The sequence below is a fragment of the Streptomyces doebereineriae genome (assembly GCF_031845645.1).
Classification (GTDB): Bacteria; Actinomycetota; Actinomycetes; order Streptomycetales; family Streptomycetaceae; genus Streptomyces; species Streptomyces canus.
Genome location: NZ_JAVREZ010000019.1, coordinates 65,576 through 86,287, shown reverse-complemented (window position 1 = coordinate 86,287; position 20,712 = coordinate 65,576). Strand labels below are relative to the sequence as shown.

The following is a 20,712-nucleotide window of genomic DNA, read 5'->3' as shown; positions in this document are numbered from 1 at the left end:
AACGGTGGCTGCCCCATGTTCGCAGACCAGTACAAGGACCCCTTCGAGGAGCGGCTCGCCGCCGCCCTGCACGAGACCGGCGGCGGGTTCGACACCAACCGCACGGCCCTCGCCGCACGCGGCGCGGCGCGGGGCCGGCGCAAGCGGTTCGTTCGGCGGACCGCCGTCGCCGGGAGCACCGCGAGCGTCGTGCTCGCCTGCGTGGGCGGGGCGCTGGTCCTGCGGCCGGGCGGTACGGCTACGGAGGCCGTGCCGTCGTCCCTGACGGCTTCCGCCAAACCGAAGCCGAGCGCCACGGCCACGCATACGACCGACGAGCAGATGATCGAGACCCTCAAGAGCCTGTTGCCCAAGGGCGACTTCAGCGAGGAGCGCGGGCAGGGCACCGAGCCGACCCACAAGCTGAAGGTGCCCGCGCCGTCCGCCGCGCTCGTCTTCGACGACGGCGCCGGCGCCGCGGCCATCGGGGTCACCGTGGGCCGGGTGCAGCCGGGCGGTACGACGGCCCGGCAGGCGGCCCAGTGCCCCGACCGGGTGTACATCCCGTACGACGCCTGCAAGACGAGTCGGCTCGCCGACGGCTCCGTGGTCACCGTGCTCCAGGGGTACGAGTATCCCGACCGCCGGGCGGACACCAAGCTCTGGTCCGCCGAGCTGGTCACCCCGACCGGGCAGCACATCACCGTGAGCGAGTGGAACGCGGCCGCCGAGAAGGGCAAGCCCGTCACCCGGACCGATCCCCCTCTGAACCCGGCTGCGTTGACGCGGCTGGCAGCGGCGAAGGAGTGGCGCACCGTCGCGAACGCCCTCCCCGCGCCCCTCCCCGAGCCGGAGCTCCCCGGCTCCGACCTGCACGCCCGCACCAACCTGCTGGCCCTGCTGCCGAAGGGCCTGAAGGTGACCGACAAGAGCAGCGACGACGGCGACTACGCCTACGTCGTGGTCGACGACGGCAAGGGCAAAAGCATGGTCCAGGTCAATGTGCAGCCCGACATGCTGGACTCGGCCGGTGACCTCTTCGGCTCGAACTCCGAGACCCTGCCCGACGGCACCCGGGTCGCCGTCAAGCAGGGCCCCGGAGACCGGGGCCACCAGGTGATGTGGACCGTCGACACCATGCGCGCCGACGGCAAACGCGTGGTGATCAGCGCTTTCAACGCCGGCACCCAGATCGAGCCCGCGACCCGTGCGACCCCCGCGCTGACCATCGCCCAGATGCGGAAGATGGCGCTCGACGCCCGGTGGTGGAGCGTCAGTTAGAAGAACTCCGACCACGGCTGGTCCCAGATCTGCTTCACGCACAGGACCAGGAACAGCAGTCCCGCGATCGCCAGCATCGCGTTGCTCAGGGGACCGTTGCGCCACTCCCTGGGCGTGCGGGAGGTGTTCAGCAGCCACATCAGCGTGCCGGCCAGGAAGGGGAGGAAGGCCGCGCCGAGGACGCCGTAGATGATGACCAGGCGGAAGGGCTGGCCCTGGAAGAGCAGGACCATCGGCGGGAACGTCAGCCAGAGCAGATACGCCCGGAAGGGCCAGGAGCGCTCGCGCGAGCCGGACGCGACCTCCTGGCCTGAGCCCGCCGCAGCACCGCGGTCGCGGTACCGCGATACGAAGTCCGCGAACATCAGGCTCACCCCGTGCCAGACGCCGATCAGCGAGGTGAAGGACGTGGCGAAGAAGCCGATCAGGAAGAACTTGGCGGTCGCCGACCCGTACTCGTCCTCCAGGATGTCGCTCAGCTGGACGAGTCCCTTGTCGCCGCTCGCGATCGCCACGTCGGCGCTGTGCAGCAGTTCCGCGCCGACGAAGAGCATGGCGACGACGAAGATGCCGGTGGTGATGTAGGCGACCCGGTTGTCGAGGCGCATCACCTTCATCCAGCCGGTGTTGGTCCACCCCTTGGCGTTGACCCAGTAGCCGTACGCCGCGAGCGTGATCGTGCCGCCGACGCCGCCGATCAGACCGAGGGTGTTGAGGATCGAGTCCTTCTCGTCGGGCAGGACGGGCAGCAGGCCCGCGAAGGCGTCCGGGAGGTTCGGGGTGACCCTGATCGCCAGGTACACCGTCACCACGAACATGACGCCCACCAGGACCGTCATGACCTTCTCGAACACCGCGTACTTGTTGAACCAGACGAAGACCAGGCCGACCAGACCGCAGGCGATGGCCCACCATTCGAGGTCCATCACGTCCGGGAACAGGGCCTGGAGCGGCAGCGCGCTCGACGACATCGCCGCCGCTCCGTACACGAAGCCCCAGATCACCACGTAGACGGCGAAGAACCAGGTGGTCCAGCGGCCCAGGCTCGCCCAGCCGTCGAACAGGGTGCTGCCGGTGGACAGATGCCAGCGGCCCGCCGCCTCCGCGAGAGAGATCTTGACCAGACAGCCGATCACCGCGGCCCACAGCAGGGTGTAGCCGAAGTTGCTGCCCGCGATGAGCGTGGCGACCAGATCTCCGGCCCCGACGCCGGTCGCGGCGACGACGATACCCGGGCCGATGTACCGCCAACTGGACTTGCGCGGTACGGAGTTCGCCTCACCGGTCACTGTGTTGTCCGTGGTGTCCGCCATGAAGGTCAAGAAACCCTAAAGATCTCGACCCGGCAAGAGGGCGTGCGGTGAAGGAAATCAGCGGTCGCCCGGAGGGCGTCCACCGCAGCCGGCGCCCCCGCAGGTACCCAGTTCGAACCAGACCGTCTTGCCCGGCCCGTGCTCGTGCCAGCCCCAGCGCAGCGCGAGCGCCTTCACCAGGAACATCCCGCGGCCGCTTTCCGAGACCCCGGCGTCCAGCACCTGAGGGATACACCGGCCGGTGTCGGCGACCTCGCAGCGCAGCAGGCCGTGCGCGGCGGACAGGGTGAGGGTGAAGCGGCCGGCCGAGTGCAGCAGGGCATTGGTGGCCAGTTCGCTCACGAGCAGTTCCGCGGTGTCCACCAGGTCGTCCCGCTCCGCGAGCCCCCACCCCTCCAGCTGTCTTCGGACCTCGGCCCGGGCCTCGCGCACCACGGACGGGCGGGGTTCGTACTCGACACTCAAGTGACCTGCTCCCAGGGGAGGTTGGGGGTAGGCGGCGTAACGAGGGTCGGGATCCGGCAGGCGTCCCCCGGAGAGTCGCAGCATGTTCACAGGGTGGCCCCCGCGGGAGCGTGGCACACGGGGAGTACTACCTGATTCCATACCTGCACCACACCTGTACGACTACGCATACTGCAGTCGTACGGTCGACCCGTCCCGGTCGTCGCGTACGTCGACGTACGCACACACCTGGCGCGCGTACCAGAGCCCCTGGCCGGACTCCAGGTCGGTGGTGTCCGGCGGGACGAATCCGGCGAGCGGGTCGTCCACACGGCGCTCCGAGCGCAGTTCGCAGACACAGTGCGTGTCCTGCCCCCACAGCAGCGCGGTACCGGCCCGCTGCCCCACGGCCTGCGCGGCCTCGGCGACGGCCGTCGCGTACAGTTCCGCGTCGGCGGGCGCGAGCCCACGCGCCTGCGCCGCGAGCCGTACGGCGTCGGCGGCCAGGTCGGTGAGGAGCTCCGCGTCCGGCGGGGGCGGCGCCAGCGGTACGGCGTTCAGCTCGGCGACCAGGCGTACGGGCTCCTCGTACACGCCCGTGTCCGGGTGGGCCCTGCGGGCCGTGTCGATGATCGCGGGACCGGCGGTGCGGGTGTCGTAGGCGCACAGCGCGGTGGTGGCGAACGGCGCGAAGAGGAGGTTGGCGAGGGCCTCGTAGCGGATCCACTCCGTGGTCTCGCGGGGTGAACGGCCGGCCCTGCCGTTCCAGACGGGTTCCATGAGCAGGTGGATACGGCCGCCGGGCCCGGCATGCGCCGCGAGGTACCCGGCGCCCTGCGCGACCGCGTTCGCGGCGGAGCCGGTGTACCAGTCGGTGTGGTCGATGAGGGTGACGTGCCGGACGTCCGTGCCGAGGGTGTCCCTGAGGAGGGCGAGGTGGTGGGGGGAGGCGATGGCCGCGGGCGGGGGTTCCTCGGGCGTGTTGAACGCCTCCGTGAGGAAGGGGAGGGCGTTGGCGAGGAATTCGTCGTCGGTGGAGTGGACGGACATGCGGTGGTCGAAGGGGGTGCTCATGGGGGGATCCTTCGGGTGGGGTGGGTGTTCGGTCACCGCTGGGCCGTGACCCAGGTCGCGATCTGCGTTCTGGTGTTGAAGCCGAGCTTGTTGAGGATCCGTTCGACGTGGCCCTCGGCGGTGCGGCGGGCGATGACCAGGCGGTCGGCGATCTGCTGGTTGGCGAGGCCTTCGGCGACGAGTTCGGCGACCTGGGCCTCCCGGGGGGTGAGGCGGACCTGGGGTCTGTCCGGTGCGGGCGGCGTGACGTCGGGAAGGCCCGGCTCCTGGAGGGCGTGACCGACGAGTTCGGCGAGGGTGAGGGCCGCGCCCCGGTCGTACGCGGCGGTGAAAGCGGTCGCGCCCAGGGCACGCCCCGCCCGGCTCTCCGTGTCCCGCCGCAAGGAGTTGAGTGCCTCGGAACCCCACCTGCCCTGGTCGACGGCGGCCCAGGTCCGGTCGGCCCCGCCGAGGAGAACGGCCGCCCGCTCGTGCGCGGAGCGCTCCGTCGCGATACGCGCCGTGAGGTCCAGCGTGAGGGCGAGGCCGATGAGGTCGTTGACGGCGAGTTTGAGCCGGAGAGCCTCGCGGGCGTACTGCTCGGCGCGGGGCCAGTCCTGTTTCACGGTGTGGGCGAGGGCGAGCATGCGCAGGGCGTAGGAGCGCACCCAATCCTCACCGTGCTCCTCGCAGAGCCGCAGGGTCTTCTCGCAGACCTCGACGGCCCGGTCGGCATGCCCCAGGAAGCCGAGGGCGCAGGCGAGTTCGACCTGGTCGAGGCCGACGAGGCTGAGGTGCTGGCCGGGGACGGGCCCGCGGGCGACACCGGCCTCGAAGTGGGCCAGCGCGCCGGGGAGGTCGTCGGCGAAGAGCCGGATGACGCCGATGACGTACTCGGCGTGGGCGGCTTCGGCGGCGTCCTCGAGACCGCGTGCCAGGTCCCGGGCTTCCTCGGCCCGGCGCAGTCCCCTGGTCAGGTCCTCGGGACACCCGGCCAGCAGCCCGGCCACCCACAGCGCGCGGGCCCGCTCGGACGTCGGCTCCGGATTCGCCTCCAGGGCCCGCTCGGCCCAGTACCGGCCCTCGCGGGGAGCCCCGCAGGCATGCCAGTAGAACCAGAGGGTCCCGGCGAGCCGCAACCCGGCGAGGGCGTCGGCGGGGGTCGGCGCGACACCCTCGCGGCCCGCGGCCATGACGGACTCTTCGCCCGGGGCACCCGCGCCGAAAGCCCCTCCAGGGCCCGACGCGAGGGCCGCCCCGCCCGCGCCCCGCAAGCTGAAGTCCAGCGCGGCCCGCAGGTTGTCCTGGTCCGCGCGGAGCCGGGCGACGATCTCCCGCTGGCCGGGACCGAACCAGGCCTGTTCGCAGGCGGTCGCCCGCCGCAGCATCCAGTCCCGGTGCCGGCGCCGGGTGGCGAGTTCCTCGCCCTCCGTTCCGCGCAGTCTCTCCAGGCCGTAGTGCCGCAACGTGTCCAGGAGCCGGTACCGCACCCCGTCAGGGCCCGGCTCCCGGGAGAGCACGGACTTGTCGACGAGGCCGGCGATCGCGTCGAGTACGTCGGCGCCGTGGACGAGGTCGCCGTCCGCGCAGACCGCCTCCGCCGTCTCGAGGTCGAAACCGCCGGCCGGGACCGAGAGCCTGGCCCAGACCAACTGTTCGCGTGCGGTGCACAGTTCGTGGCTCCAGTCGACCGCGGCCCGCAGGGTCCGGTGGCGTGGGAGGGCCGCCGGGCTGCCGGAGGTGAGGAGGCGGTAGCGGTCGTCGAGGCGTTCCAGGAGCTGTTCCACACCGAGCACCCGCATGCGCACCGCGGCGAGTTCGATGGCCAGGGGGAGTCCGTCGAGGCGTCGGCAGAGGCGGGCGACGGCGGCCCGGTTGCCGGCCGTCAGCGCGAAGCCGGGGACGACCGCGGCCGCGCGGTCGGCGAAGAGGGCCAGCGCCGGATATCCGTCGGCCGCGGACAGGTCGCCGTCCGGATCGGGCACCGGCAGCGGTCGTACGTCGAGGAGGTTCTCCTCGGTGAGACCGAGCCGGTGCCGGCTGGTCGCGAGGATGCGCACCCCCGTGGTGCCGCGCAGCAGCGCCGCCGCCAGCCGGGCGCAGGCCCGCAGCAGGTGTTCGCAGTTGTCGAGGACCAACAGCACCTTGCGGTCCCGTACATGGGCGACGAGGGCGTCGGCCGGCGGCCCGGCGGAGTGGTCGTGGAGGCCGAGCGCGTCGGCGACGGCGAGCGGGACCAGTTCGGGCTCGCGCAGGCCCGCCAGGTGGACGAAGCGGACGCCGTCGGGGAAGGTGCGCTCCGCGCGGGCCGCGATGCGTGCGGCGAGGCGGGTCTTGCCGACGCCGCCGGGGCCGGTCAGCGTGACCAGGCGGGCGCGGCTGAGCAGTTCGCGGCCCGCGGCCTGTTCACCGCGCCGGTCGACGAAACTGGTCGTCTCGACCGGCAGGTGTCCGGCCCGCCGTGGCGCTGATCCGCCCATGATCAGCCAGCCCTCCGGGGGTGTGGTCGGAGATCCCACTGTGCTCCCGGCCCTCACATATATGCACCTACGGCTCACACCCGTGGGTGCACTTCCCCGGGGATCACGCCGTGGCGCACCGATCCGCGTACACTGCCGCGGCCCCGGGGCACATCAAGAACCCACAGGCGACGCACAGTTCACGCCATCGCGTCTTTATTCGCTCTTGACCTGCTCATGCCACAAGCCCACGATGAGCGGCACACCCGCACCGGCAGCACGTCGCTGAACCACCCCCCCGCTCCACTCCCCCACTTCCGGAGATCCCGGAAACCCCGGAGAACCAAGGAGACTTCATGCGACTTCGCATACGCGGTTCCGGCGCCCGCGGCGGCACCCGCTACGCGGCCCTCGCCGCCGTTCTGGCCCTCGCCCTCGCGGCCCCGCTCTCCGCGAACGCCGACAGTGCCCCGAAGGCGGCACCGAGCGCCGAGGACGTCCGGCAGTACGAGATCCACCAGCACACAACGCCCCTGACCCGTACGGCGATCCAGCGGAGCGGGGTGACCGTCGACGAGGCCGACGAGGAGACCGTCGTGGTCTCCGGGCGCGCGGACCAGATCAAGAGGCTGCGCCAACTCGGCTATCAGGTCTCCGAGTTGGGCGCGGCCCCGGACCGGATCGCCGAGGACGAGGTCCGGCTGTACGACTTCCCGTCGGCCGACTCGCGGTACCACAACTACGCCGAGACGAACGCCGAGATCGACCAGCGCCTCGCCGCCTACCCGAACATCATGAGCAAGCGGGTGATCGGCAGGTCGTACCAGGGCCGGGACATCGTCGCCATCAAGATCAGCGACAACGTGGCGACCGACGAGGCCGAGCCCGAGGTGCTGTTCACCCACCACCAGCACGCCCGCGAGCACCTCACGGTGGAGATGGCCCTGTATCTGCTGCGCGAACTCGGCGCCGGTTACGGGAGCGACTCACGGGTGACGAACATGGTGAACAACCGTGAGATCTGGATCGTCCCGGACCTCAACCCGGACGGCGGCGAGTACGACATCGCCACCGGCTCCTACCGCTCATGGCGCAAGAACCGGCAGCCCAACTCCGGTTCCTCGGCCGTCGGCACCGACCTCAACCGCAACTGGGCCTACCGCTGGGGCTGCTGCGGCGGTTCGTCCGGATCGACGTCCTCCGAGACCTACCGGGGTACGGCCGCCGAGTCGGCGCCGGAGGTCAAGGTCGTGGCCGACTTCGTGCGCAGCCGGGTCGTCGGCGGGGTCCAGCAGATCAAGTCGAACATCGACTTCCACACGTACAGCGAACTGGTGCTGTGGCCCTACGGGTACACGTACTCCGACACGGCGGCCGGCATGACGGCGGACGACAACGCCGTGTTCAAGACGGTCGGGCAGAAGATGGCCGCGAGCAACGGGTACACGGCGGAGCAGGCGAGCGACCTGTACATCACCGACGGGTCGATCGACGACTACCTCTGGGGCACGCACAAGATCTTCTCGTACACCTTCGAGATGTATCCGTCGTCGAGTTCCGGTGGAGGGTTCTATCCGCCCGACGAGGTGATCGAGCGGGAGACCTCACGGAACCGGGACGCGGTGCTGCAGCTCCTCGAGAACTCGGACTGCATGTACCGGTCCATCGGGAAGCAGGCGCAGTACTGCTAGGAGTCCCTAGTCGGACTCCTCGGGCCCCTCTTCCTTCGTCTCCGGGGTTTCGTCCTCGAAGTACTTGTCCATGACCGCGTCCAACTGCTCGTCCCAGTCGGCGAACCGCGCCCTCGACTCCGCCTCGATCTCGATCGGGTACCAGCGGCGGTCGGGGGTGTGAACCGTGATGGTGAAACGCTTCCCGAACCGTGGCGTCTCCGTCTCGATCGCGCCGATCTCGTCCCAGCGGAACTCGCAGGCCTGGTCGTCGAGGGAGAGCCGGACGCCCTGGTGGTCGGCGACGAACTTCGCGCGCCGGTCGGAGGCTTCGAAGACGGGGCCGTCGGGGGCCTCCTCCTCGCCGGCGTCGTCGGGCTCCTCCGCCGTGGGCGTGGGCTCGTCGGCGTCGGCCTCCTCGACCGCCTCCTCGGGCCCCGCGTCCCCGGGCCCTGCGTCCTCCGCCTCGCCGGACACGGGTGAGGTGAGCCCGGGGATGAAAGCCGGGTCGAATCCGGCGCCTTCCAGGGGCTGGCTGCTCGAACCTATGCGCTGCTCCACAGCGGGCAGTATGGTCGACGATCCTGTGCCCGACACAGCCAGCCCCTACATCGTTATCGGACGCCTACATGGGGCCACACCACCTACACGAACACACTCAGGACCGCCGCCACCACAAATCCCGCCACCGACAGCACCGTCTCCAGCACGGTCCACGTCTTGAGCGTGTCCCGCTCGCTGATGCCGAAGTACTTGGCGACCATCCAGAAGCCCCCGTCGTTGACGTGCGAGGCGAAGATGGAGCCGGCCGAGATGGCCATGATGACGAGCGCGACGAAGGCCTGGGAGTGGTCGCCCTCCGACAGCAGCGGCGCGACGATGCCGGCCGTGGTGACGATGGCGACCGTCGCCGAGCCCTGGGCGACGCGCAGGACCACCGAGATCAGGTAGGAGAGCACGAGCACGGGCAGGCCGACGTCGTTGAAGGTGTCGGAGAGCGCCTGGGCGACCCCGCTGGCCTTGAGGATCGCGCCGAAGACACCGCCCGCGCCGACGACGAGCAGGATGTTGCCGACCGGCTTGAGGGACGCGGTGGACACCGTCTCCAGGGACTTGCGGGACCAGCCGCGGCGGATGCCGAGCAGGTAGTACGCGAGCACCAGGGCGATCGTCAGCGCCACGAAGGGGCTGCCGAAGAACTCGATCACCGAGCGGCCCGTGGACGGGTCGAGCGCGATCGAGGAGAAGGTGGCGGCCAGGATCAGGATCAGGGGCGTACCGATGATGCCGAGGACCGTGCCGAGCGGTACGGGGTCCTCGCGCGGCACGACACCCTGCGTCCGCTGCTCCTCGATCACCGCCTGCTTCGCCTCAGCGGCCGCCTCCACCATGTCCTGCGGTACGGCGACGAAGATGCGGCGGCCGACCCACGCCGAGTAGGCCCACGCGGCCAGCACCGCGGGGATGCCGCAGACGATGCCCATGAGGATCACCCAGCCGAGGTCCACGTTGAGCAGACCGGCGGCCGCGACCGGGCCCGGGTGCGGAGGCAGGAACGCGTGGGTCATCGAGAGACCGGCGAGCAGCGGCAGACAGTAGAGCAGGATCGACTTGCCGCTGCGCTTCGCCGCCGCGTACACGATCGGCGCGAGCACGAAGATGCCGACGTCGAAGAAGACCGGGATGCCGAAGATCAGACCGGTGAGGCCCATGGCGAGCGGGGCGCGCTTCTCGCCGAAGAGGTTCAGCAGCCGGGACGCCAACACCTCCGCGCCGCCGCTGACTTCGAGAATGGCCCCGAGCATCGTGCCCAGGCCGATGATGATCGCGACATGGCCGAGGATGCCGCCCATCCCGGACTCGATGGTGGACACGGCGTCCGACCGCTGGACGGTTCCGAAGAGTTCGGTGACCGAGAGACCCGCGAGCAGGCCGACGGCTATGGAGACGGCGAGCAGGGCGACGAAGGGCTGGAGTCTCGCCTTGATGATCAGGAAGAGGAGCAGGGCGATACCGATGGCGGCGACCGTGAGGAGACCGGCCGTGCCGTCGATGAGGAGGAGCAGACCACCGGTGTGCGGGGGTATCTCGGTGGTCGCGGCGAGCGGTAGGGACATGGGGGAGGTCCTCTGCGTAAGTACATGGAGCTTTCGGGCAGGGGGCATCGCGGTACGGCCCGGTCACGGGCCGCACCGGTCACGGCGTGCGGGAGTGGGTGGAGCCGGCGGCGTCTCAGCCGAGAACGGCGAGCGCGTCGATCTCGATGAGGAGCCCGGCGGGGAGGCCGACGTAGACGGTGGTCCGCGCGGCGGGCGGGGCGGTGAGGCCCTGCTCCTCGAAGTACGTGTTGTAGATCGAGTTCATCTCGGCGAAGTGGTCCACGTCCGTCAGATAGACGCGGATCATCATCGCGTCGTCCCAGGAGGCGCCGCCCTCCTCCAGGATCGCCTTGACGTTGGCGAGGGTCTGGAGGGTCTGCTCGCGCAGGGTGGGCCCGGCGGGCGTGGGCGGCCTGCCCTCCTCGGCCGGGAGGAAGCCGACCTGGCCGGCGACCTGGAGGATGTTGCCCTTCTTCACCCCGTGGGAGAACTTCGCGGGCGGGGTGGTGTGGGTCTTGGGGGTGAGCGCGATCTTGTCCGTCATACGGTGTCCTTGGGGTCCTTTGGTGGTGTTCTGCCGGAGTACTCGCCGCTGATGGCGTCGGCCGTACGGCGGACCTGCGGGAGCAGGGTGAGGAGTTCCTCGGCGGTGACGACGACGTTCGGCGCGGAGACCGACATCGCGGCGACGACCCTGCCGTCGGCGCCACGGATGGGGGCCGCGACGCAGTTGATGGACTCCTCGTGGCCACCGAGGTCGGTGGCCCAGCCCTGTTCGCGCACGCGCTCCAGCTCCTTGAGGAATGCGGGGGCGTTGGGTGTCGAACGGGCCGTGTACAGGGGGTAGTCGAGCTTGTCCGCGAGCGCGCGGAGCTCGGCTTCGGGGAGATCGGCGAGCAGCAGTTTCGCCACGGCCGCGACGGTGATGGCGACGGGCTTGCCGATCCGCGAGTACATCCGCACCGGATACCGGCTCTCGACCTTGTCGATGTACAGCACCTCGGCCTCCTCGTACACGGCGAGGTGGACGGTGTGTCCGCACAGCTCGTTCAGCCGTACGAGATGGGAGTGGGCGATCTCGCGGATGTCGAGGTTCTCCATCGCCTCCTGGGCGAGTGCGATGAGGCGGGCGCCGAGGCGGTAGCGCTGGTCGGACTGGCGGTAGACCATGCCGTGTTCGTGGAGCGTGCGGAGGAGTCGCAGCGCGGTGGACTTGTGGACGCCGAGGCGGTCGGCGACCTGACCGAGGTCGGCGGGGCCCTCGGCGAGCAGCGGCAGGATGCTGAGTGCTCGGTCGACGGTCTGACTCATGGGGTGCGTACCTCCTCCGGGGCCGTACCGGCTTGCGTCCAGCCGGGGCCGAGTCGAAGTGTCCCCCACGCGTCGTCCGCGACGGCGGCCAGCCGGTCGGTGGTGTCGCGGGTGGGGGGTGTCGCGAGGTCGCCGGGGGTGGTGAGGGCGGCGGCGGCGTGGAGGTGGCCGTGCCGCAGGCGGGTCTTCAGGGGAAGACCACGGAGGGTGGCGGAGAGAAACCCGGCAGCGAAGGCATCACCGGCGCCTGTGGTCGCCACGACGTCGACATGCAGGGCGGGGACGAAGGTGCCCGGCTCCGGAGCCGGCCGGGGGTGGGTGCCGCTCGCCCGCACGTGCGGGCTGCTGCTCTCCGCAGGACCGGAGCCGCCCGGAGCGACACGACCGCCCGCAGACTGCGTGGGGCGGGGCGCGACCAGCCCCCACCGGCCCGCAGCCGACACGAAGGCCGTGGCCCCCACTGCTCCCTGCTTCACCACCAACACTCCTGGCTCGGGCAGCGCGGCCCGAATCGCCGACGGTCCGCCCGAGATCCCCCACGCCTCCTCCGCCTCGTCCTCCCCCACGAACACGATGTCGGCTCCCCGAGCCAACTCCAGCAGCACCCGCGGACCTTCGGCATCCCGCCACAGGCCGGCCCGGTGGTTGACGTCGAAGGACATCAGCGGCCGGTCCTCACCCGGCGTCATCAGCGCACGCAGCAGCGTCAGACACCCCTCCGACAACGCCGCCGTGATCCCCGACAGATGCAGCACCCGAGCCGCCCGCACCGACGCCAGGTCCACGTTCTCCACCGACATCGCCGACGCGGCCGACCCCGCCCGGTAGTACGCGACCTCATGGGCGTCCGTCGCCCGGTCCCCCGCCGTACGGAAGTACACCCCCGTAGGACGCCAGGAATCCCGCCGCACGGCGGAGACATCGACCCCGTACCCCCCGACCGTCTCGACCAGGTGATCCCCGAACCCGTCCGACCCCACCCGGCTGACCCACCGAACGGCATGGCCGGCAGCAGCCAGCCCGCACGCCACGTTCGACTCCGCCCCGCCGATCGCCCGGTCGAAGGACGGCACGTCGGCGAGCCGGCCCCCACGCGTGGGCAGGAACGTGACCATGGACTCGCCGAGCGCGACGACGTCCACGACGTCGGGGGCATTCACGATGGTCGTAGCTCCTCGTCGATGGCGGAGGGTCACGGCGGCTCCATTGACCCCGCGTTGGCCTGGATGTTAGACAGCAGTAAGCGTTATACGCAATGGCCGTTGCAGATACCGCAATCCACCTGATCAGGGAGGCCCTGTGTCCCTCGCCCGCCTCGCAGAGGACCGCGTCGACCACCGTTTCAAGGGCCTCCCCCCGGACGCGGACGGCCTCTCCGTCGCCGAGTTGACCGCCCAGCGCCGCAACCTCTTCACCGGCGGCTTCACGACCCCCGTGCTGGCCCTCTCCGCCGAGCGCCTGGAGCACAACCTCGCACTCATGGAGACGTACGCCGCCCGCCACGGCCTCGCCTTCGCCCCGCACGGCAAGACGACCATGGCCCCCCAGCTCTTCCGGCGCCAGATCGAGCACGGCGCCTGGGGCATCACCCTCGCCGTCCCCCATCAGGTACGCGTCGCCCGCGACTTCGGCATCGAGCGGATCTTCCTCGCCAACGAACTCGTGGACCCGGCGGCCCTGAAGTGGATCGCTGCCCAGCTCGACACCGATCCCGCCTTCCGCTTCATCTGCTACGTCGACTCCGTGCGCGGAGTCGAGCTGATGGACGCGGCCCTCCAGGGCGCCGCCCGCCCCCTGGACGTCGTCGTCGAACTCGCCGCCGGCGAGGGCGCCCGCACCGGAGTCCGTACGGAGGCGGAGTGCGCGGCGGTCGCCGACGCGGTCGCGGCCACCGGGACGCTACGGCTCGTCGGCGTCGCCGGATACGAGGGCGAGGTCCCCGGGGCGGACCCGGAACGCGTCCACACCTGGCTGCGCCGGCTCGTCGCCCTGGCCGCCGACTTCGACAAGGCGGGACGGTTCACCGCGGCGGGACCGGACGGGATCGTGATCAGCGCCGGCGGCAGCGCCTGGTTCGACGCGGTCGCCGACGTCTTCGCCGAGATTCCCGAACTCTCCCGCCCGGTCCTGAAGTTGCTCCGCTCCGGCGCCTACGTCTCGCACGACGACGGCCACTACCGCAAGGTGACCCCCTTCAACCGGATCCCCGAGGAGGGCGCCCTGGAGCCCGCGTTCCGCCTGTGGACGCAGGTCGTCTCCCGCCCCTCCCCCGACCAGGCCTTCACCAACGGGGGCAAGCGGGACGCGGCCCACGACCTCGACCTCCCGTTCCCGCAGGTGGTCCGCCGGGGCGACACCGAGCGCCCGGCCACCGGCATCGAGGTGACCGCCCTCTCCGACCAGCACGCCTGGCTGCGCACGGCTCCCGGGGCCGACCTGGAGGTCGGTGACTGGCTGGGCCTCGGCCTCTCCCACCCGTGCACGTCCTTCGACAAGTGGCAACTCATCCCCGTGGCGCAGGCCGACGGCACCGTTGTGGAATACATCCGCACGTTCTTCTGAGACACGTTCGTCTGAGACACGAAGGGAGTCCGGCGATGGAAGAGCTCGTCATCCGGGACGCCGATGTCGTCGACGGCAGCGGCGCCCCCTCGTACCGCGCCGACGTCGTGGTCGACGGCGGCCGGATCGTCTCGATCGTCAAGGAGGCGGCCGACGCGGGCTGTCAGCGTCCCACGGCGAGAAGGGAGCTGGACGCCGAAGGCCTCGTCCTGTCCCCCGGCTTCATCGACATGCACGCCCACAGCGACCTGGCCCTGCTGCGCGACCCCGACCACAGCGCCAAGGCCGCGCAGGGGGTCACGCTCGAGGTGCTGGGCCAGGACGGGCTGTCGTACGCGCCGGTCGACGACCGCACCCTGGAGGAGGTCCGCCGCGCCATCACCGGGTGGAACGGCTACGGCGACGACATCGACTTCGACTGGCGGTCGGTGGGCGAGTACCTGGACCGCCTCGACCGCGGGATCGCCGTCAACGCGGCCTATCTGATCCCCCAGGGCACGCTCCGCGCGCTCGTCGTCGGCTGGGAGGACCGCGAGGCGACCCCGCGGGAGCTGGACCGCATGCGCAGGCTGGTCGCGGAAGGCATGGAACAGGGCGCGGTCGGCATGTCGTCGGGCCTGACCTACACCCCGGGCATGTACGCCGAGGACGCCGAACTGACCGAGCTGTGCCGGGTGGTGGCCGAGTACGGCGGCTACTACTGCCCGCACCACCGCTCGTACGGGGCGGGCGCGCTGGAGGCGTACGAGGAGATGGTCGCCCTGACCCGGGAGGCCGGCTGTTCCCTCCATCTCGCCCACGCCACCATGAACTTCGGCGTGAACAAGGGCCGGGCGCCGGAGCTGCTCGCCCTCCTGGACGAGGCGCTGGCGTCGGGTGCGGACATCAGCCTGGACACCTACCCCTACACCCCCGGCTCCACGACCCTCGCGGCCCTGCTGCCGAGCTGGGCGGGCGAGGGCGGTCCCGAGGCCGTCCTGAAGCGGCTGGCGGACGACGACACGGCCGAGCGGATCCGGCAGCACCTGGAGGAGATCGGCGCCGACGGGTGCCACGGTGTGCCCGTCGAGTGGGACACCGTCGAGATCTCGGGCGTCGGCGACGCGGCCTTCGCGGACCTCGTCGGCCGTACGGTCGCGGAGTCGGCCCGCGCGCGGGGCGAGAGCCCCTGGGCGACCGCCCGCCGGCTCCTGCTCGCCGACCGGCTGGCCCCGTCGATCCTCCAGCACGTCGGCCACGAGGAGAACGTCCGGACGATCATGCGGCACCCGGTGCACACCGGCGGCTCCGACGGCATCCTGCGGGGCGCCAAGCCGCATCCCCGGGCGTACGGCACGTTCCCGCGGTATCTGGGCACGTACGTCAGGGAGTTGGGCGTCCTCTCCCTGGAGGAGTGCGTCGCGCATCTCACCTCGCGCCCGGCGTCCCGGCTGCGTCTGCCGGACCGCGGCCTCGTCAGGGAGGGCCACCGGGCCGACCTGGTCCTCTTCGATCCGGAGACGGTGGCGCCGGGGTCGACGTTCGAGGACCCGCGCCGGTTGCCGACAGGCATCCCCCACGTCCTGGTCGACGGACGGTTCGTGATCGAGAACGGCCGGCGCACGGACGTCCTGGCAGGCCGGGCGGTCCGTCACAGTCCCGTGCGACGGAACGCCCCGCACGGCGCTACGGCTTAGGCAGGGTGCACGCGCTCGCGTTCAGGTTGAGCTGGTTCCCCGTCGTGAAGCAGGCCGGGATGTTGTAGATCTCCTGGGCGTAGTTGATGCCCTCGCGGACGGTGACGTTGCCGTTCGCGTCGACCTCGCACGGGTTGTTCTCCGTGCAGCGCTCGCCGTCCTCGTTGCCGGTGTTGTTGACGGCGACGACCTTGCCGGTGGACTGGTCGATGACCGGCGAGCCCGAGGTGCCGCCGATGGTCTGGCAGGCGGAGGTGTAACGGACCGAGTCCTTCCAGGTCCAGTCACCCTCCTTCAGGCGGTACGCGAACCCGTCGATGTTGCAGCTGTAGAGCCTCTTCCAGTAGCCGGAGGCCACGGTGATGGCGGTACCGGCGGTCGGGTGCGTGTCCTGCACGGTGAGCGCGGAGATGCCGTACGAGCTCTTGATCGACGCGTACGTGCTGGTGAGCTGGTAGATCGAGACGTCCGTGTCGGTCATCGTCCCGTAGGCGAGCTTGCCGGCGCGCAGGGTGGCGACCTTGGTTCCGGCGGAGTTGAGCAGTCCGAAGGTCCGGCTGGAGGCCTGGTTGGTGAGCACCTCGCCGGGCTCCGGGAAGCCGGTGGTGAGGCAGTGCCCGTTGCTGAGCACCAGCGCCGGATCGGTGTCCAGGGAGTTCGGGAACCGGATGACCGAGCCGGAACAGTTGCTGAGCGAGACGGTCCCGGCGAGGGTCACGGCCTTCAGCTGGGGCGACGGTGACGTGAGCTGGGACAGACTCGCCGTGGTGGACGTGACCACGTCGTTGACCACGGAGGTGACCGTGTCCGTGCCGACGCCCTTGCCCACGCTCGTGGCCGTGGGTTCGGCCGCGACCGCGGGTGCCGTACTCATCCCGGCGAAGGCCAGGATGCTGAGCGCGGCGACGAGAGGCTTTCTCATGTGGGGGTCCCCTCTTACGACTTGGGCGACCGGAAATCTTCCGGCCGCCCGCGATTTTGTCATGCACATTGTGAAGAGAGGTGGGTTATTGGGCAAGAAGCTGTGTCGGCATGGGCAACCTACCCAGTTGGACGGTTACTTGGGGCCTTTGGTACTGCCCTGTCCGCGTCCTTTGCCGTTGGAGTTGCCCGGGCCGTCGGCGGAAGCGGAGCTCGACGAGGGCGACGGCGACGGTGCCGGCGAACCTGAAGCGGTGGGCCGGGTGCCGGAGGAGGCCCCCGCCGACGGACTCCCGCCCGCCTCCGGGCCCGCGGAGGTGGCCGCGCCGGACGCGGCGGCATCGGAGGCCGTACCCCCCGGGACCGCCGGGCGGGCGGAGGACGCCGGGTCGGTGGCGTCGCTCGTCCCGGCGGAGGCCGAGGGGATGCCGTCCTTCCGGTCCTGCGCGGGTCCCGAGGAGGACAGCCCCGCGATCAGGGCCGCCGCCGACACCACCCCGACGGCTCCGACGGCCACGACCACCCGCCGCGAGCGCCGGGCGCCCGTGCCGTGCGCGGCGCGCCGCCGGGCGGCCCGGCCGGCGGGCGGCGGGCCGGGCGGCTCCAGGTCGCCGGTTTCCGGGTCCGCGGGCTCGATCCGCGGGAGCTCGGCCGTCGCGTCGTACGCGTTCTGCCAGCCGTGCGCCGCCGCCGGGTCCGTGTACTCCTCGTACGCCGGGGCCGGTGCGGGCTGCGGCTGATAGACGTTCGGCGCCCCGGACTCGTACTCGACTGGCCTCGACATGGCGACGGATTGTAGAGACGGATGTGGCAGGTGGGACAGCTACCGGCGATAACAGCCCAAATGGACGCGTCTCACGTGGCGGAAAGCACGGCCCACGAAGCGTTACCGGGCCGTAAGCTCCCAGACATGCAGGTGATCCAGTCGACCAAGCTCGCCAACGTCTGTTACGAGATCCGGGGCCCGGTTCTCGAGGAGGCGATGCGCCTGGAAGCGGCCGGGCACCGCATCCTCAAGCTGAACACGGGCAACCCCGCCGCCTTCGGTTTCGAGGCGCCGCCCGAGATCCTGGAGGACGTCCTCCGGAACGTGTCGACGGCCCATGGATACGGCGACGCGAAGGGGCTGCTGGCCGCGCGCCGGGCCGTCGTCATGCACAACCAGACGATCGGCATCGAGACCGATGTCGAGCACGTCTTCATCGGCAACGGCGTCTCCGAGCTGATCGTGATGGCGATGCAGGGCCTGCTCGACGACGGCGACGAGGTCCTCGTACCCGCTCCCGACTACCCGCTGTGGACGGCCGCCGTGTCGCTGTCCGGCGGTACGGCCGTCCACTACCGATGCGACGAGCAGGCGGACTGGATGCCGGACCTCGCGGACGTGGAGCGGAAGGTCACCGACCGCACCAAAGCGCTCGTGATCATCAACCCCAACAACCCGACGGGGGCGGTGTACGAGGAGGCGATGATCAAGGGCCTGACCGACATCGCCCGCCGGCACAACCTGCTGGTCTGCTCGGACGAGATCTACGACAAGATCCTCTACGACGGGGCCACGCACACGCCGACCGCCGCGATCGCCCCCGACCTGCTGACCCTCACCTTCAACGGCATGTCCAAGGCGTACCGCGTGGCGGGCTACCGGGTGGGGTGGATGTCGATCTCCGGCCCCCGCGCGCACGCCGACTCCTACATCGAGGGCCTGACCATCCTGGCCAACATGCGCCTGTGCGCCAACATGCCGGGACAGCACGGGGTGGTCGCCGCGCTCAGCGGGCGGCAGTCGATCAAGGATCTGGTGCTGCCGGGCGGGCGGCTCGTCGAGCAGCGGGACGTGGCGTACGAGCTGCTGACCCAGATCCCCGGCGTGAGCTGTGTGAAGCCGAAGGGCGCGCTGTATCTCTTCCCGCGGCTCGACCCCAAGGTCTTCAAGATCAAGGACGACCGGCGGATGGTCCTGGACCTGCTGCGCCAGGAGAAGATCATGGTCGTCCAGGGCTCCGGCTTCAACTGGCCCGAACCCGACCACTTCCGGGTGGTCACCCTGCCCACGGCCGGGGACCTGCGGGACGCGGTGGGACGGATCTCGAACTTCCTGGACGGGTACGGCCAACTTTAGACAGAATCTAAGCTAGGATGGTTTCCTGACAGCATCAGGAGGCCATCCCATGTACGAACCGATCCGCACCAAGTCGGTCCACAGCACGATGGCCGACGCCCCTTCCGACTTCCCCCACCGCTCACGCGAGGAAGAGCTGGACATCCAGCTCGCGGGACATCTCGCGGCGCTGCTCACCGTCACGGACGAGCTGCGGGCGGTGGCGCCGTCCGCCGACCTGGACACCGCGGCCGAGCGGCTCGCCGAGCAGGTGGCCCGGCTGCGGGGCGGAGGTGCGCCCGCCCGTGTCTCGTCGGCCACGGCCACCTCGGACCGGGACGTCCTCCACCGGCGCGCCCACTCCGTGGCCAGCCGCGCCCTGCTCGTCGCGGCCTCCCGTGCGGACACGGCGGTGGCGATTCTCGCGGCGGAGCGGATGGATGCCCACGCGGCGGCACTGGAGTCCCGCACACTCGCCACCCACTGAGCCGCACGGCTCCCTGATACGGCCCCGGTCCGCGCGCTCCCGCAGTGACGTGCGGACCGGGTGCCACGCACTGCGTTCGCTTGAGCCGGGGCGCCTCGCCGTAGGGGTTCGTGTCGGCTTGCGAGTGCGGGTTCGTTGTGGCTGGTCGCGCAGTTCCCCGCGCCCCTAAAGGGGCGCTCCCCACCCAGCCCGTGTCGAGTCGGGACCGGTGCTACACCTTCCGTTCACCCTGTTCGCCGGGGAATGTTGGGTTCCGCGAGCACTCTGCACCTGTGAGACGAATCATAGGAATCGTCCTCGCGGTGTTGCTGATCGGCGGCGTGGTGGCAGCCGTCGTAGCGGGCCGTAGCGATGAGGACGGCACGGCAACGAAGACCGTGCAGGGAGTGATCGGATCGGAGAAGGCCGAGTTCTTCGCCGATCCCGACGTGGTGAAGGCCCTCGCCGCCAAGGGCTACACCGTGAAGGCCGAGACCTCCGGGTCCTGGGCCATGGAGGGCCTCGACCTCGCCGGGTACGACTTCGCCTTCCCGTCCAGCCAGGCCCCGGCCACCGAGCTCGCCGCGAAGTACAAGGTACGGGGGACCCTCCCCCGCCCCTTCTACTCGCCCCTCGTCGTCGTGGCGCACAAGAGCGCCGCCGAGGTCCTCGCGGGCAACGGCCTGGCCACGCTGGACGCGGAGCACCGCGGCACCCTCGAGATGGCCGCCTACCTCGACGCGGCCCGCGAGGACCGCACCTGGCAGCAGCTCGAGGGGGCGGACAAGTACGGGGAGCTCACCGGCACCCTCTACCTCTCCAGCACCGACCCGGAGACCTCCAGCTCCGGCGCCCTCTACCTCGCCGCCGCCTCCTGTGTGGCGAACGGCGGCAATGTCGTCGCGAGCGACGCGGAGGTCAGGAGGACGACTCCGCTGCTGCACAAGCTCGTCGGTGTGCAGGGCGCCCAGCAGTCCAGCACGGACGCGGCCTTCCGGGACTTCGTCAGCGGCGCCGGCAACCCGCTCGTCCTGGTCTACGAGTCCCAGGTCGCCTCGCTCCTCGCGGACGGGCAGCACCCCGACGACCTGGTCGTCCTCTACCCGGACACCACGGTCAACAGCGACCACACGGTCGTACCGCTGACCGAGAACGGGCAGGCGCTCGCCGGACTCCTCTCCACCGACCGGCGGTTGCGCGAGCTGGAGGTCCGGCACGGGTTCCGGCCGCAGGGCGAGGCCACCGAGTTCGCCGCGGCCGCCACCTACCTCAAGCAGGAACTGACCGGCGTCCGCCAGGCGCCCGTGCCCACCTCCGCGGTGCTGCACGAGCTGGCGCGACGGGCGCGCGGATAACGGGGGACACCAGACATGACAT

The 20,712-nt window shown here is 70.8% G+C and carries 18 protein-coding genes; 7 read left to right on the top strand and 11 right to left on the bottom strand.

Annotated elements, in window-relative coordinates; genetic code table 11:
- The first annotated feature begins 15 nt into the window (after window positions 1-15).
- Window positions 16-1,260, top strand: a complete 1,245-nt coding sequence (locus tag RNB18_RS39545; RefSeq protein ID WP_311718928.1) for a hypothetical protein — start codon at window positions 16-18, stop codon at window positions 1,258-1,260.
- On the opposite strand, the gene RNB18_RS39540 is transcribed toward RNB18_RS39545, so the two are convergent.
- From RNB18_RS39540 to RNB18_RS39525, 4 genes are all read right to left on the bottom strand, one after another.
- Entirely contained in the window at window positions 1,257-2,573 is a 1,317-nt protein-coding gene (locus RNB18_RS39540; protein ID WP_311718927.1) for an Nramp family divalent metal transporter, read from the bottom strand. The genes RNB18_RS39545 and RNB18_RS39540 overlap by 4 nt on opposite strands.
- 57 nt (window positions 2,574-2,630) lie before the next feature.
- Window positions 2,631-3,038 (bottom strand): ATP-binding protein, encoded by a 408-nt coding sequence (locus RNB18_RS39535; protein ID WP_311718926.1) that lies wholly within the window; start codon window positions 3,036-3,038, stop codon window positions 2,631-2,633.
- A 162-nt stretch (window positions 3,039-3,200) separates the two neighbouring features.
- The gene (locus RNB18_RS39530; RefSeq protein WP_311718925.1) at window positions 3,201-4,091 is read right to left on the bottom strand and encodes an MEDS domain-containing protein; all 891 of its coding nucleotides are present in this window, start codon (window positions 4,089-4,091) and stop codon (window positions 3,201-3,203) included.
- Between the two features lie 32 nt (window positions 4,092-4,123).
- Entirely contained in the window at window positions 4,124-6,550 is a 2,427-nt protein-coding gene (locus RNB18_RS39525; protein WP_311719029.1) for an ATP-binding protein, read from the bottom strand.
- Between the two features lie 335 nt (window positions 6,551-6,885).
- Between RNB18_RS39525 and RNB18_RS39520 the strand changes: the two genes are divergently transcribed.
- Window positions 6,886-8,220: a M14 family metallopeptidase gene (locus tag RNB18_RS39520; RefSeq protein WP_311718924.1), complete on the top strand. Its 1,335-nt coding sequence runs from the start codon at window positions 6,886-6,888 to the stop codon at window positions 8,218-8,220.
- Window positions 8,221-8,226: 6 nt separating this feature from the next.
- Here the strand turns inward: RNB18_RS39520 and RNB18_RS39515 are convergent, their stop codons facing one another.
- From RNB18_RS39515 to RNB18_RS39495, 5 genes are all read right to left on the bottom strand, one after another.
- Window positions 8,227-8,760: a hypothetical protein gene (locus RNB18_RS39515; RefSeq protein ID WP_311718922.1), complete on the bottom strand. Its 534-nt coding sequence runs from the start codon at window positions 8,758-8,760 to the stop codon at window positions 8,227-8,229.
- 83 nt (window positions 8,761-8,843) lie between these two features.
- Entirely contained in the window at window positions 8,844-10,316 is a 1,473-nt protein-coding gene (locus RNB18_RS39510; protein WP_311718921.1) for a GntP family permease, read from the bottom strand.
- A 115-nt stretch (window positions 10,317-10,431) separates the two neighbouring features.
- Window positions 10,432-10,842, bottom strand: coding sequence for a RidA family protein (locus tag RNB18_RS39505; protein ID WP_311718920.1), 411 nt, complete (start codon window positions 10,840-10,842; stop codon window positions 10,432-10,434).
- On the bottom strand, window positions 10,839-11,609 hold the full coding sequence (locus RNB18_RS39500; RefSeq protein ID WP_311718918.1) for an IclR family transcriptional regulator: 771 nt from the start codon (window positions 11,607-11,609) through the stop codon (window positions 10,839-10,841). Before RNB18_RS39500 ends, RNB18_RS39505 begins: the two co-directional genes overlap by 4 nt.
- Entirely contained in the window at window positions 11,606-12,724 is a 1,119-nt protein-coding gene (locus tag RNB18_RS39495) for a sugar kinase (protein ID WP_394817753.1), read from the bottom strand. Before RNB18_RS39495 ends, RNB18_RS39500 begins: the two co-directional genes overlap by 4 nt.
- 184 nt (window positions 12,725-12,908) lie before the next feature.
- Here RNB18_RS39495 and RNB18_RS39490 point away from each other — a divergent pair, with 184 nt between their 5' ends.
- Together RNB18_RS39490 and RNB18_RS39485 are read left to right on the top strand one after the other, a co-directional pair.
- The gene (locus RNB18_RS39490; protein ID WP_311718916.1) at window positions 12,909-14,171 is read left to right on the top strand and encodes an amino acid deaminase; all 1,263 of its coding nucleotides are present in this window, start codon (window positions 12,909-12,911) and stop codon (window positions 14,169-14,171) included.
- 35 nt (window positions 14,172-14,206) lie between these two features.
- Window positions 14,207-15,847 carry an N-acyl-D-amino-acid deacylase family protein gene (locus RNB18_RS39485; RefSeq protein ID WP_311718915.1) on the top strand — a complete coding sequence of 547 codons (1,641 nt, stop codon included), beginning with the start codon at window positions 14,207-14,209 and terminating at the stop codon, window positions 15,845-15,847.
- On the opposite strand, the gene RNB18_RS39480 is transcribed toward RNB18_RS39485, so the two are convergent.
- Together RNB18_RS39480 and RNB18_RS39475 are read right to left on the bottom strand one after the other, a co-directional pair.
- Window positions 15,837-16,769, bottom strand: a complete 933-nt coding sequence (locus tag RNB18_RS39480; RefSeq protein WP_311718914.1) for a S1 family peptidase — start codon at window positions 16,767-16,769, stop codon at window positions 15,837-15,839. The genes RNB18_RS39485 and RNB18_RS39480 overlap by 11 nt on opposite strands.
- 135 nt (window positions 16,770-16,904) lie before the next feature.
- On the bottom strand, window positions 16,905-17,552 hold the full coding sequence (locus tag RNB18_RS39475) for a hypothetical protein (protein WP_311718913.1): 648 nt from the start codon (window positions 17,550-17,552) through the stop codon (window positions 16,905-16,907).
- Window positions 17,553-17,678: 126 nt separating this feature from the next.
- On the opposite strand from RNB18_RS39475, the gene RNB18_RS39470 reads away from it, so the two are divergent.
- The 3 genes from RNB18_RS39470 (at window position 17,679) to RNB18_RS39460 (ending at window position 20,690) form a co-directional block, all read left to right on the top strand.
- The gene (locus tag RNB18_RS39470) at window positions 17,679-18,890 is read left to right on the top strand and encodes a pyridoxal phosphate-dependent aminotransferase (protein ID WP_311718912.1); all 1,212 of its coding nucleotides are present in this window, start codon (window positions 17,679-17,681) and stop codon (window positions 18,888-18,890) included.
- 49 nt (window positions 18,891-18,939) lie between these two features.
- Window positions 18,940-19,356 (top strand): SCO4983 family protein, encoded by a 417-nt coding sequence (locus RNB18_RS39465; RefSeq protein WP_311718911.1) that lies wholly within the window; start codon window positions 18,940-18,942, stop codon window positions 19,354-19,356.
- A gap of 272 nt (window positions 19,357-19,628) precedes the next feature.
- Window positions 19,629-20,690, top strand: coding sequence for a substrate-binding domain-containing protein (locus RNB18_RS39460; RefSeq protein ID WP_311718910.1), 1,062 nt, complete (start codon window positions 19,629-19,631; stop codon window positions 20,688-20,690).
- The last annotated feature ends 22 nt before the right edge of the window (window positions 20,691-20,712 follow it).

Coding starts and splice junctions, on each gene's coding strand:
- RNB18_RS39500 (WP_311718918.1), bottom strand. CDS start 11,609: ATGAGTCAGACCGTCGACCGAGCACTCAGCATCCTGCCGCTGCTCGCC.
- RNB18_RS39530 (WP_311718925.1), bottom strand. CDS start 4,091: ATGAGCACCCCCTTCGACCACCGCATGTCCGTCCACTCCACCGACGAC.
- RNB18_RS39510 (WP_311718921.1), bottom strand. CDS start 10,316: ATGTCCCTACCGCTCGCCGCGACCACCGAGATACCCCCGCACACCGGT.
- RNB18_RS39485 (WP_311718915.1), top strand. CDS start 14,207: ATGGAAGAGCTCGTCATCCGGGACGCCGATGTCGTCGACGGCAGCGGC.
- RNB18_RS39495 (WP_394817753.1), bottom strand. CDS start 12,724: ATGGTCACGTTCCTGCCCACGCGTGGGGGCCGGCTCGCCGACGTGCCG.
- RNB18_RS39540 (WP_311718927.1), bottom strand. CDS start 2,573: ATGGCGGACACCACGGACAACACAGTGACCGGTGAGGCGAACTCCGTA.
- RNB18_RS39480 (WP_311718914.1), bottom strand. CDS start 16,769: ATGAGAAAGCCTCTCGTCGCCGCGCTCAGCATCCTGGCCTTCGCCGGG.
- RNB18_RS39465 (WP_311718911.1), top strand. CDS start 18,940: ATGTACGAACCGATCCGCACCAAGTCGGTCCACAGCACGATGGCCGAC.
- RNB18_RS39470 (WP_311718912.1), top strand. CDS start 17,679: ATGCAGGTGATCCAGTCGACCAAGCTCGCCAACGTCTGTTACGAGATC.
- RNB18_RS39520 (WP_311718924.1), top strand. CDS start 6,886: ATGCGACTTCGCATACGCGGTTCCGGCGCCCGCGGCGGCACCCGCTAC.
- RNB18_RS39525 (WP_311719029.1), bottom strand. CDS start 6,550: ATGGGCGGATCAGCGCCACGGCGGGCCGGACACCTGCCGGTCGAGACG.
- RNB18_RS39475 (WP_311718913.1), bottom strand. CDS start 17,552: ATGTCGAGGCCAGTCGAGTACGAGTCCGGGGCGCCGAACGTCTATCAG.
- RNB18_RS39545 (WP_311718928.1), top strand. CDS start 16: ATGTTCGCAGACCAGTACAAGGACCCCTTCGAGGAGCGGCTCGCCGCC.
- RNB18_RS39505 (WP_311718920.1), bottom strand. CDS start 10,842: ATGACGGACAAGATCGCGCTCACCCCCAAGACCCACACCACCCCGCCC.